Genomic DNA, 11,746 nt, shown 5'->3' with positions numbered 1-11,746 from the left:
AGGCCTCGTCCGCCTTGAAGCGGTGCAGGCTCAGCTTGTCTTCCTCGGCATAGACCGCGACCGTCTTCTTGCCCAACTCGTTCGCAGCCCGCATCACGCGGATCGCTATCTCACCACGGTTCGCTACTAATATCTTCCGGAACATCATCCGCATCAGCGATGCCTTCAGCCAATCAGGTGGACGCCGGCCAGAACGAAACCGGCCAGGAAAACGGTCTCGACCACGACGAGGCCGATTGCGGTGCCGCCGACCTCCATCATGCGCACCAGCGACGTCTTGATCCCCACGGCAGCGATCGCCGCCAGCAAGGCCCAGCGGCTGAGTTGCTCGGCCAGGTAGGAGACCGATACGGGGATGAACCCGAAGGAGTTCAGCCCGGCCAGCACCAGAAACCAGATGACGAAGGACGGCAGCAGGGGCGGCCTGGTGCCGCCCGGCGCATCGGCATCCAGCCTGCCGGCGCGGATCGCCAGGGAAAAGACCAGCACCACGGGCGCCAGCATCGAGACCCGGATGAGCTTGACCACGGTCGCCGTCTCGCCGACCTCGGGGCTGACCGAGAAGCCTGCCCCGACCACCTGCGCAACATCGTGAATCGTCCCGCCGAGAAAGACACCCGATTCCAACGGCGTGAAGCCGAACCAGGACGACAGCGGCGGATAGGCGATCATGGCGATGGTAGACAGCACCGTCACCGCCATGACGGTAAAGGCCAGATTGCGTTCGGATTTGTCGGTTTTCGGCAGGACCGCCGCAATGGCCATGGCGGCGGAAGCGCCACAGATCGCCACTGCACCGCCGGAAAGCAGTGCCATGCGCCAACCCCTGCCGAAGAACCTGGCCGCCACCATTCCGAACAGGATCGTCGCGACCACGCCGCCGATGACCAGCAGGATCATCACGCCGCCGAGTTCCGTCAGCATGTCGACCGAAATGCGCGCCCCGAGCAGTGCGACACCCAGCCGCAATACCGTGCGGGCCGAATATTCGATCCCCGACTTGGTGCGCGTGCCTTCCTCGGCCAGGAAATTCAGTGCCAGCCCCATCAGCAAGGCCAGCAGCATGGCAGGGGCGCCATAATGGTCGGACAGGAACTGCGCCGTGACCGCCACGAGCAGCGAGACGGCAATGCCGGGAAACAGCTTCGCCCCGGTCTGCTTCCACCGTCCCGCGCGTCCTGATGATCGCGCTTGGTTTGCTGATTCTACCATTTGGATTGGATCCGAGCATCAAATGAGGAGTAACCGCCGGACGCAATGTCCTACGGCGCGTCCGTCACTAACGGCATGTGCCGCCGCCTTTTGGCCGCACGAAGCGGCAGGAAGAGAACGATGGAGCCAAGGGCATCCGCCAGCCCCGCCACGGCAGGGCTGGCGTTCGTCAATGATCGCTCAGGCGCTGCGATAGAGCTTGGTCATCGAGAATTCGCGATGGCCCAGGGCCTCGGCAGCCGTCATGCGGCCATTCGCCGTGCGGATGATCATTTCGATCAGCGCATCGCCCGCCTGGTCGATGGTCATCTCGCGCGTCAGCACGCCGGTCACGTCCACGTCGATATGTTCGGACATGGTGCGCAGGGTGCGCGGGTTGCCCGAGATCTTGATGACCGGAACGATGGGGTTGCCGACCACGTTGCCCTGCCCGGTGGGGAAGGTGTGGATGACATAGCCGCCCGCCGCCATCAGCGTGACGCATTCCGCCGCCGCGGAAGAGCTGTCCATGAAATAGAGGCCCGGCCCCTTGGACGGCGTTTCGGCAGGCCCCATGGCGTCGATATAAGTCGAGGTGCGCCCGATCTTTTCCAGGTTCCCGAGCGCCTTTTCCTCGATGGTGGTCAGGCCGCCAAGAATGTTGCCCTTGGTCGGCTGGCTGTCCGAAAGGTCGTCGGTCTGGTGGGCGAAGATCACGTCGTCCGAATAGGCTTGCCAGATCTTCTTGAACTTGGCGGCCGCTTCGGGATTGGCGGCGCGCTTTTCGCAGATATGCTCGGCCCCGGTGATTTCGGAGGTCTCGCCGAAGCAGCCATAGATGCCCTGCGGCAAGAGCTTGTCATACATGTTGCCGACCGTCGGGCAGGACGACAGGCCAGTGGTCGTGTCGCTTTCGCCGCATTTGGTCGAGATCCACAGGTCCGAGATCGGGCAGTCTTCCTTTTGCAGTTCGGACGCCCAGTGGACATATTCCTTGGCCTTCCAGCCGGCCTGGCGGATGGTTTCGAAGTCGCCCTTCTGCTCGATCGAGAAGCCGGTGACGGGCTTGCCGGTCTTGGCGATGCCGTCGACGATCACCTGCGTCCATTCCGGCTCGATCCCGATCACCACCACCGCGGCGACGTTGGGGTTCGCGCCGGTGCCGATGATGGTGCGGAAGTGCAGCTCCAGATCCTCGCCGAATTGCAGGCGGCCATAGGCGTGCGGGATGGCCAGCGTGCCCTTGACGTTGTTGGCCACCGCCTCGCAGGCCGCGTTCGAGATGTCATCGACCGGCAGGATCAGGACGTGGTTGCGCACGCCGACGCGGCCATTCTCGCGACGCCATGCCTTGACGGTCGCATTGCTGAAATCAAGAGCCATGACTTACCACCGTTTCGTTTTGCAGTTGTGGGTATGGACGTGGCCGCCAACCTCGGCATCGCCGACCATCTTGCCGATGTCCTCGTGATACTTGATGACCGTATCGCCGGCCTTCAGCGCCTTCAGCGCCACCTTGTGGCCGATAGGAATGTCGGCCTTGGCGGTCAGGCGAAAGTCCGAGTTGTCGGACGTCACGACGCACAGCATCTCGGTGCCCGCCTTCAGATCCTCGACCACGACGACACCAACGTTGTCCGCATGATCGTGGACAAGAAGTTGTGGAATATTCCTCAAGTGCCCCTCCTCTGGATAGCAGCATGAATCTACGAGGCAACAGTTATCATATACATGACATCTTATACAAGACTTATTTCATGATTTCTTGTGCGACACGCAGCCCGCATGATAGGTGTGGGCAAACCTGAAGGACCCGGACATGGCCGCACCCCTCTACCAGAAAGTGATCGACAGAATCGTGGCGCAGATCTCGTCTGGCGAGTTGTTGCCGGGCTCGATGCTGCCAAGCGAGATGCAGATTGCCGCCGAAACGGGCGTGTCGCAGGGAACCGCGCGCAAGTCGCTGATGATGCTGGAGCAGCATGGCATCGTCCGGCGCGAACAGGGGCGTGGCACCTTCGTCACGGCCCGGACACCGGACAGTTCGTTGTTCAATTTTTTTCGCTTGCGGCAGCCGGACGGGCAGATGATCCGCCCCGAACTGGTCAGCGAGGTGGTGACGAACCGCCGCGCCCTGGCGGCTGAGCGCAAGGGGTTGGATGGCGAGCCGAAGAACGTCTATGAGATCCGTCGCGTGCGCAGCCTCAAAGGCGTGCCCAGCGTGCTGGAAACGGCGGTAGTTTCGGCAAGCCGCTTTGTCGGCCTCGACCAGCGCGCACCGCTGCCGAACACGCTCTATGTGCTGTATCAGCAGAACTACGGCTGCATCATCCTGCGCGCTGACGAATCGATTTCCGCGGTCCTGGCCGATGGCGAGTCCGCCGCAGCCCTGAATGTCGGCACCGGGACGCCGCTGCTCTGCGTGGACCGCGTGGCCTTCGACATCATGGGACATCCGGTCGAGCGGAGGCGCAGCCTGTGTCGGACCGACAGCCTGGCCTATCAGGTGTCGCTGACCTGAGGCGGGCGCAGGACGAAAAATGGCCGGGACATCGCCCGGCCATTTGCGCTTCGGGGGAAGCGTCACTCAATCGGCGTCGACGAATTCGGCCAGCGCCGTGTTTTCCTTTACGCCCTGCAGATAGCTGGGGTCGATATAGCCTTCGGCCTCGGGCGCCTGCGGGATGGTGCCGACACTCGTCATGAACTCGCCGATGCGCGTCATCCAGCCATCGACCTCCGATGCGCCGCCTTCCCGCGCCATAAGCGCAAGCTGTTCGTCCAGGGTGAAGGTCGGGCGCAGTTCGAATTCGGCCTTCGCGCCGGCGTCCGAGATCTCGACCCCGCCCTCCGAATAGAAATCGACCAGCATCTCCCTGGCCTCTTCCGGGTTGGCCTTGATCCAGCGAATGCTCTTCAGATAGACGGCCAGGAATTTCTGAACCGCCTCGGGGTTCTGCGAAGCGAAATCCTCGCGCACGACCAGCGCGCCGGGAACGATGGCGTCGGCATCGGCGCCGGAACACAGATAGTCGTATTCCGCACGTTCCTGCAGCGTATAGGTGTTCGGCGCCCAAACCCCGGCAAAGCGGCCGTTGCCGCTGATCACGGCCGAGATGATCTGCGCCTGGGCCAAATTCACGAATTCGACCGAGGCCGGATCGATACCCCATTTCTCAAGGCAGGCGCGGGCGGTGAAATCTGCGGTCGAATTGGTCGTGACCAGCAGGCTTTTGATCACACCGGGATCGGCCTTCACCGCCTCGATGTCGGCCTTGGCGGTCATGATCGCGTTGGTGCGCGATTCGTCGTTGGTCAGGCCGATGGTCTTCAGCCCGAAGCGGGAGGCCCCCAGGATCGCGGGGACCGAGCCGGTGCCGCCGACATCCCAGTCCTTCGCCTGCGCGGCGGCGATCTGCGGCGCGCCCGCCGGGAAGGTGACGAATTCGGGCTCCAGCTCAACCTCGGTCCACCAGCCCTTCTCGCTCGCCACATGGAAGGGCAGCGCCCAATAAAGCGATGGCTGATAGCTGACGCGGATCGCTTCGGCGCTGGCCGCCCCGCCTGCCATCGCCATGCCAAGGGCAAGGCCCGCGCAAATGCCGGTTCTCATGTTTTTCCTCCCAGGAACTTGTTTCCGTTATCGATTGGTTCTTGCTCAGGCGATTTCCATCGCCTTTTCCTGGCGCAGGCTGCGCCATATCTGGGTGCGCAGATGGACGAAGCTTTCCAGGTCCATCACGTCCTCGATCTTTTCGTGGTCGTCCCAGCGCTCGGCCTCGCGGATCGAGCGGATGTCGATGATTTCCTTCACCCGTCCCGGCTGGCGGGCCATGATCGCCACGCGGTCGGCCAGATACACGGCCTCCTCGACGGCATGGGTGATGAACATGACCGTGCGCGGGTTGCGCCGCGCCAAGCGCACCAGCTCCTCCTGCATGACGACGCGGGTCTGGGCGTCGAGCGCGCCGAAGGGTTCGTCCATCAGCAGAACCTCGGGGTCCAGCACATAGGCCCGCGCGATCGAGACGCGCTGCTGCATGCCCCCCGACAGTTGGTGGGGGAAGGCATCGGCATAGCCGGTCAGGTTCATCAGCGCCAGGATGCGGTCGATGCGTTCCCTGCGCTCGGCCCTGGGCACGCCCTTGTTGCGCAGGCCCAGCTCGATGTTCTCGCGCACCGTCTTCCAGGGCATCAGCGCGAATTGCTGGAACACCACGGCGCGGTCGGGGCCGGGCTTCGTCACCTTGACCCCGTCCACGCTGACCATGCCCGAGGTGGGGCGGTCGAACCCGGCGACAAAGCGCAGGCAGGTCGTCTTGCCGCAGCCCGAAGGGCCGACCACCGCCATGAATTCCTTGTCGGCGATTTCCAGCTCGACGCCCTTCAGCGCCTCGAAACCGTCCTGCTTGTTGCCATAGATGCGGCCGACATTGTCGAAGCGGATCGCTCCCATTCGTCCATTCCTTTCGAATTATGCTGAGAGACCACGGCGGCGCAGGATCGCTTCCTCGACCCGGCGCAGGACGACGTCGATGACAAGCCCGATGATGCCGATGCCGATCATCCCGGCCATGACCGTGGTGGTCGAAACGTTCCCCTGCCCCTGCACCATCATGTAGCCGATCCCGGTCGAGGCGACGATCAGCTCGGCCCCCACCAGCGACTGCCAGCCCAGCCCGGCCGAGATGCGCAGCCCGGCGATGATCGAGGGCACGGCCGAGGGCAGCAGGATCTCGGTGATCATCCGCCGGTCCGGGGTGCCCAGCATGCGCGCCGCCTCGATCAGGCGGGGGTCGGCGAATTTCGCGCCGCGATAGGCGTTGATCAGGCAGGGCGGGAAGGCGCCGGCAAAGATGATCATGATCGGCCCGCCGATGCCGGTGCCGAACCACAGCGCGGCAAAGGGCACCCAGGCGATCGGCGCGATGAAGCGGACCGCATCGAACAGCGGCGTCACGATGTCGTCGAGCAGCCGGAACCAGCCCATGAGCAGGCCCAGCGGGATGCCGACCAGAACCGCCAGGCCGAAGCCGCCCGCAAAGCGCAGCATGCTGGCCCCCAGATGGTCGACCAGGGTGCCGCCGGCGAACCTGTGGTTCAGCAGATAGACGAAACGCTCGACCACGGCGGCGGGCGACGGCAGGAACAGGCTGGGGATAAGCCCCGAAAGGCTGAGCAATGTCCAGACCGCCAGGAAGCCGCCGAATCCGATCAGCCCCAGAACCACGGTGTTGTTGGTGTCGAAGATCCGCATGTCCCTCATTCCCCTGCCTGCGAGGCGGTATTCCACGAAAGCGCGCGACGCTCCGCGACGCCCAGGGCCGCGGTCATCAGCCAGCCGCAAAGCGTCACCACGATCATCCCAACCAGGATCATTCCGGGGTAAAGATCCTGCTGCGCCGCGTTCAGCACCCGGCCCAGCCCGGTCATCGCCCCGACCAGCTCGGCTGCGACCAGCGTGGTCCAGGACGCCTGCAGGGACAGCCGCAACCCGGTAAAGATCATCGGACTGGCGCCCGGCAACAGAATCTCGCGCACGAAGGTCAGGAAGGGCGTGCCCAGCATCTGCGCCGCCTCGATCAGGGTCTTGTCGAGGTTGCGCACGCCCGCATAGGCGTTGATGACCGAGGGCACGAAGGCGGCGAACCAGATCACCAGGATCTTGGCCATGTCACCCAGCCCCAGCCACAGGATGGCCAGCGGGATCCAGGCCAGCGGCGGGATCGGGCGGATGATCAGGAAGACCGGGTTGATCAGCGCCTCGGCCTTGCGGCTCCAGCCCATCCACAAGCCCAGGGGAACCCCGGTGCAGATCGCGACCAGAAAGCCCAGCGTGACCAGCGTGACCGAGCGCAGGACATGGTCGATCAGCACCCCATTGGCATAGCCGACGCCGGTGATCTGGCCGAAAGCCGCCCAGGTGTCCGCCGGCGAGGGAAACCGGCCCGGTGAGATCATCTGCGTCACCGAAGTCGCAACATACCAAAGGGCAAGAGCCGCGAATATGGTCGCGCCACCCACCACTGCCTTGCGTGACATCCTCGTCCTCCCTTAGCTATGTAAGCGGTTACATAGATGCCTGGGACAGTCAATCTTTTTCCAATCCGGCCGCGTCAAAAGACGCGCGGGATCCAGAAGAGATCAAGGCGATTCAATATTTTATCATTTGTTATAAGCATGTTGAATCCGGCCGTGCCTTGGGTCGGCCCAGCGCGGGGTTTTCGTGGCAGGGCATTACGCCTTGGCGAATCGCCTTCGCGCCGTCGGCGGCGCATGGGTGCCCCGCGCAACGATCTCGGTCGGCAAAAGCACGCTTTCGCCGCGCTTGCCCTCGATAAGCTGCTGCAGCAGGGCGGCCGCCTGCTCGCCCATGCGGGTATGCGGAACCCGCACGGTCGTCAGTTCGGGAAAGGTGATCGAGGCGATGTCGATGTCGTCGAAGCCGGTGATCGTCACGTCCCTGGGCACGCGCAACCCCATGCGATGCGCAGCGCGCAGGGCGCCGGCGGCAAGCACATCGTTGCCGCAGATGACGGCGGTGATGCTGCGATCCGCCATCAGTTCCGCAAAGGCCCTTGCCCCGCTTTCCAGGCCGTATGGCACCTCGGCCACTCCGCGGAAGGCAAGCCCCTCGCCCGCCAGCAGGTCGCGGGCGCCCTCCAGTCGTCCCCTGGCCCGGTCGTTGCCCTGGGTCAGCCCCGAGATCATCGCGACGTTCCTGTGGCCCAGGTCCAGAACCATGCGCACCATCGCAGCCATGCCTGCCACGTTGTCGAAGCCCGCGTAAGGGTGCGAATCGCCGCAGGCCCAGGCCAGCACGTAAGGCACCTTGCGGATGGCCAACCATTCATAGATCGCGGGATCGCGATCGAAACCGACCAGCAGCAAACCATCCGCTCCCCGCGCGACCAGGGCCTCGATCTGCTGCTTTTCGCGTTCCGGGTCATAGCCGCAAGAGGCGACAAGCAGCGCGAACTTTCCCGGCGAAAGCGAGCGTTCGAAGGCGTCGATCCCATGCGCGAAGACCGCGTTCTCCAGCGTCGGGATCACTGCGCCGATAATGCCCGTCCGCCGCGACGCCAAGGCACGGGCGCCGAAATTCGGGGAATAGTTCAGGGCGCGAATCGCCTCCATGACCTTTTCCCGCGTCGCCGGCACCACGCGGTCGGGGGCGTTCAGGCAGCGCGAGACGGTCGCGGTGGACACGCCCGCAAGCGCCGCCACATCGTCCACCGTCGCATGCACCGTTTTCTCGCTCACAACCTGTCCTCGCTGGATCTGCGCATCGGCAGCCACTTTCGCAGCAAGCGAATAATTTGACCAGAACCGTTGAGAAAAGCTTGCATCGCCTAAATGAAAGCGCTTACATCACGCCATGGCCAAGAGGAGGACGCTTCGCAACCGGCTCGATCAGAGCCGTCGAAGCACAAGGCCGATCACGAAAACCCGGAGAATTTCATGGCTCTGCACTATCTGAAGAAAGCGCCGAAGACCGCGACCACCGACGCCGGCGAGACCCGCGAGATCGTCCAGAAGATCCTTGGCGACATCGAGCAGGGCGGCGAGGCAGCCGCCCGCAAATACGCGCTCGAGCTGGACAAATACGACGGCAACATCGTCCTGACGCGGGACGAGATCGAGGCGGCCAAGGCCAAGGTTCCGCAAAAGCTGCAGGACGACATCAAGTTCGCCCATGACAACGTCCGCCGCTTTGCCGAGGCGCAACGCGATTCGCTGCGCGACTTCTCGCTGGAGCTGGTGCCGGGCCTGACCACCGGGCAGCGCAGCATCCCCTGCCGTTCGGTCGGCTGCTACGTGCCGGGCGGGCGCTACAGCCATGTCGCCTCGGCGATCATGACGGTCACGACGGCCAAGGTCGCGGGTTGCCAGCACGTCACCGCCTGCTCGCCCCCGCGTCCCGGCGTCGGCATCAATCCGGCGATCGTCTATACTGCCGATCTGTGCGGGGCGGATCGCATCCTGGCGCTTGGCGGCGTGCAAGGCATCGCCGCCATGGCCTTCGGCCTTTTCGATTGCCCCCCGGCCGACATCCTGGTCGGTCCCGGCAACCAGTTCGTGGCCGAGGCCAAGCGCATCATGTTCGGCCGCGTCGGCATCGACATGTTCGCCGGCCCGACCGACAGCCTGATCCTGGCCGATGCCAGCGCCGATCCGCTGGTGGTCGCCGCCGACCTCGTGGGCCAGGCCGAGCATGGCTACAACTCGCCCGTCTGGCTCGTCACCGACGATGAAAAGCTTGCACAAGCCGTCCTGAAACTAGTTCCGGAACTGATCGCCGACCTGCCCGAGGTCAACCGCATGAACGCCGAGGCGGCATGGCGCGACTATGCCGAGGTGATCCTTTGCGCGGATCGCGAGGAAATGGCGGCGACGTCCGACGACTATGCGCCCGAACACCTGACCGTGCAGGCGGCCGACCTGGATTGGTGGCTCAAGCGCCTGCAATGCTACGGCTCGCTTTTCCTGGGCGAGGAAACCACGGTCGCATTCGGCGACAAGGCTTCGGGGCCGAACCACGTCCTGCCGACCTCGGGCGCGGCACGCTATACGGGCGGGCTTTCCGTCCACAAATACATGAAGGTCGTGACCTGGCAGCGCGCGACCCGCGAAGGCGCCCGCCCCATCGCCGAGGCGACAGCCCGCATCTCGCGCCTGGAGGGGATGGAAGGGCACGCCCGCACCGCTGACATCCGGCTGAAGAAATACTTTCCCGAAGCCCGGTTCGAACTGAATGCCAGCGCCTGACATGGAACAGGAGCTGTTTTCCGTCGAAGGCCGGATCGCCTGCGTGACCGGGGCCAGCAGCGGGCTGGGGCGGCAAGCTGCCCTGACCCTCGCCCGCCGTGGCGCAAGGGTCGTCGCCATCGCCCGGCGCGAAGCCGAGCTGGCCGAGCTGGCCAGGCAGGGCGAAGGGCGCATCCGGCCCCTCGCCGCCGACCTGGCCGATCGCGACCGCCTGGCCCGGATCGCCCAGGACGCGGCAGCGGCCTTCGGCGCGCCGGACATCCTGGTCAACGCGGCGGGGGTGAACACGCGCGAACATGCGGACAAGGTGACGCCGCAGGGCTGGGATCTGACGCTGGCGCTGAACCTGTCGACGCCTTTCTTCCTGGCACAGGCGCTGGTGCCTGCGATGAAGGAAAAGGGCTGGGGCCGGATCGTCAACTTCGCCTCGCTGCAATCCTTCCGCGCCTTTGCCGCCGGGATTGCCTATGGCGCTTCCAAGGGCGGCGTGGCGCAGATGACGCGCGCCATGGCCGAGGCATGGTCGGGTTCGGGCATCACCGCCAATGCGCTGGGGCCGGGCTTCTTTCGCACGGAACTGACCGCGGCGGTCTTTGCCGACGAAGGATTGGCCGCACGGAATGCGGCGCAGACCTGCCTGGGCCGCAATGGCGAGCCCGAGGACATGGACGGGCCGCTGCTTTTCCTCTGCTCGGAAGCGTCCGCCTATGTGACCGGGCAGATCCTGATGGTTGATGGGGGATTTACCGCGAAATGAAAGCTCTGGTCTATACGGGGGAACGCGCGCTGGAAATGCGACAGGTGCCGGACCCCGTCCCCAAGCCGGGCGAGGTTCTGGTGCGCGTCGATGCCGTCGGCATCTGCGGCTCGGACATCCACGCCTATCTGGGCCATGACGAGCGCCGCCCGGCGCCGCTGATCCTGGGCCACGAGGTCGCGGGCACCATCGCCAGCGGCGCCCGCACCGGCCAGCGCGTCACCGTCAACCCGCTGGCGACCTGCGGCACCTGCCCCGCCTGCCGAGAGGGGCGCGACAACCTCTGCCCCGAGCGGCAGATCATCTCGATGCCGCCGCGCGAGGGGGGGTTCGCGGAATTCATCACCTCGCCCGAGCGCAACCTCGTCGCCATTCCAGATGCCCTGCCGGCGACCGTCGCCTGCCTGGCCGAGCCGCTGGCCTGCGGCTGGCACGCGGTCAAGCTGGGCAACCGCGTCCTGGGCGGCCCGGCGACGCGGGTGCTGATCCTGGGCGGCGGTGCGATCGGCTTCGGTGCGGCCCTGGCCGCTCGTGCCCTGGGCAGCACCGACGTCACCATCGTCGAGCCGAACGCCATCCGCCGCCAGCGTTTGACCGAGATCGACGATTTCCCCGTCGTCGAACGTGCGCCGTCTGGCGCTGCCCCCGACCTGGTGATCGACGCGGCAGGCTTCGGCGCTACCCGCGCGGTGGCTTCCGAAACGGTGCGGCCCGGCGGGGTCATCCTGCATATCGGCCTTGGGCAGGCGACCGACGGGCTGAACATCCGGCGCATGACGCTGCAGGAGATCACCTTCATAGGCACCTATACCTATAGCCACAGCGACTTCGAGGAATGCACCGCCGCGATCATCGAGGGCCGCCTCGGGCGTTGCGACTGGACCGACATCCGGGACCTGGCCGATGGCTCCGCGGCCTTCGCCGGCATGGTCGGCAATGCCATTGCCTCGCCCAAGGTCGTGCTGGTTCCCTAGGCCCGGCACCGTCCCGATACCGTCAACGGACCTTTACGGTATCGGGACGCCGGGC

At 65.1% G+C, this 11,746-nt stretch carries 13 protein-coding genes; 4 read left to right on the top strand and 9 right to left on the bottom strand.

The window, feature by feature from the left end; all coding sequences use genetic code 11:
• From IT40_RS27930 to IT40_RS21115, 4 genes are all read right to left on the bottom strand, one after another.
• A partial coding sequence (locus IT40_RS27930) for a biotin carboxylase N-terminal domain-containing protein (RefSeq protein ID WP_244274048.1) occupies positions 1-145 on the bottom strand: 145 nt, incomplete at its 3' end.
• 20 nt (positions 146-165) lie between these two features.
• On the bottom strand, positions 166-1,212 hold the full coding sequence (locus IT40_RS21125; RefSeq protein WP_036759441.1) for a YeiH family protein: 1,047 nt from the start codon (positions 1,210-1,212) through the stop codon (positions 166-168).
• Positions 1,213-1,392: 180 nt separating this feature from the next.
• Positions 1,393-2,574 (bottom strand): UxaA family hydrolase, encoded by a 1,182-nt coding sequence (locus IT40_RS21120; RefSeq protein ID WP_036759439.1) that lies wholly within the window; start codon positions 2,572-2,574, stop codon positions 1,393-1,395.
• A gap of 3 nt (positions 2,575-2,577) precedes the next feature.
• Positions 2,578-2,868, bottom strand: a complete 291-nt coding sequence (locus IT40_RS21115; protein ID WP_036759437.1) for a UxaA family hydrolase — start codon at positions 2,866-2,868, stop codon at positions 2,578-2,580.
• 142 nt (positions 2,869-3,010) lie between these two features.
• On the opposite strand from IT40_RS21115, the gene IT40_RS21110 reads away from it, so the two are divergent.
• Positions 3,011-3,712: a GntR family transcriptional regulator gene (locus IT40_RS21110; protein ID WP_052096201.1), complete on the top strand. Its 702-nt coding sequence runs from the start codon at positions 3,011-3,013 to the stop codon at positions 3,710-3,712.
• A gap of 66 nt (positions 3,713-3,778) precedes the next feature.
• On the opposite strand, the gene IT40_RS21105 is transcribed toward IT40_RS21110, so the two are convergent.
• The 5 genes from IT40_RS21105 to IT40_RS21085 form a co-directional block, all read right to left on the bottom strand.
• A complete protein-coding gene (locus tag IT40_RS21105) occupies positions 3,779-4,804 on the bottom strand; it encodes an ABC transporter substrate-binding protein (RefSeq protein WP_036759436.1) in 1,026 nt (341 codons plus the stop codon).
• Between the two features lie 45 nt (positions 4,805-4,849).
• On the bottom strand, positions 4,850-5,647 hold the full coding sequence (locus tag IT40_RS21100) for an ABC transporter ATP-binding protein (RefSeq protein WP_036759435.1): 798 nt from the start codon (positions 5,645-5,647) through the stop codon (positions 4,850-4,852).
• 18 nt (positions 5,648-5,665) lie between these two features.
• Positions 5,666-6,448: an ABC transporter permease gene (locus IT40_RS21095; protein ID WP_036759445.1), complete on the bottom strand. Its 783-nt coding sequence runs from the start codon at positions 6,446-6,448 to the stop codon at positions 5,666-5,668.
• Between the two features lie 5 nt (positions 6,449-6,453).
• Entirely contained in the window at positions 6,454-7,233 is a 780-nt protein-coding gene (locus IT40_RS21090) for an ABC transporter permease (RefSeq protein WP_036759434.1), read from the bottom strand.
• A gap of 195 nt (positions 7,234-7,428) precedes the next feature.
• Complete coding sequence (locus IT40_RS21085) at positions 7,429-8,454, bottom strand: LacI family DNA-binding transcriptional regulator (protein ID WP_036759431.1); 1,026 nt, start codon at positions 8,452-8,454, stop codon at positions 7,429-7,431.
• A gap of 198 nt (positions 8,455-8,652) precedes the next feature.
• Here IT40_RS21085 and hisD point away from each other — a divergent pair, with 198 nt between their 5' ends.
• The 3 genes from hisD to IT40_RS21070 are packed head-to-tail and all read left to right on the top strand — an operon-like array spanning position 8,653 to position 11,691.
• The gene (hisD, locus tag IT40_RS21080; RefSeq protein ID WP_036759430.1) at positions 8,653-9,960 is read left to right on the top strand and encodes a histidinol dehydrogenase; all 1,308 of its coding nucleotides are present in this window, start codon (positions 8,653-8,655) and stop codon (positions 9,958-9,960) included.
• Positions 9,947-10,717 carry an SDR family NAD(P)-dependent oxidoreductase gene (locus IT40_RS21075; RefSeq protein ID WP_036759428.1) on the top strand — a complete coding sequence of 257 codons (771 nt, stop codon included), beginning with the start codon at positions 9,947-9,949 and terminating at the stop codon, positions 10,715-10,717. The genes hisD and IT40_RS21075 overlap by 14 nt, the downstream gene beginning before the upstream one ends.
• Positions 10,714-11,691: a zinc-dependent alcohol dehydrogenase gene (locus IT40_RS21070; RefSeq protein WP_036759426.1), complete on the top strand. Its 978-nt coding sequence runs from the start codon at positions 10,714-10,716 to the stop codon at positions 11,689-11,691. The genes IT40_RS21075 and IT40_RS21070 overlap by 4 nt, the downstream gene beginning before the upstream one ends.
• The last annotated feature ends 55 nt before the right edge of the window (positions 11,692-11,746 follow it).

The sequence above is a fragment of the Paracoccus versutus genome, assembly GCF_000763885.1.
GTDB lineage: Bacteria > Pseudomonadota > Alphaproteobacteria > Rhodobacterales > Rhodobacteraceae > Paracoccus > Paracoccus versutus.
The sequence above is the reverse complement of the archived record's forward strand: the minus strand, read 5'-3'. Positions and strand labels throughout refer to the sequence as shown.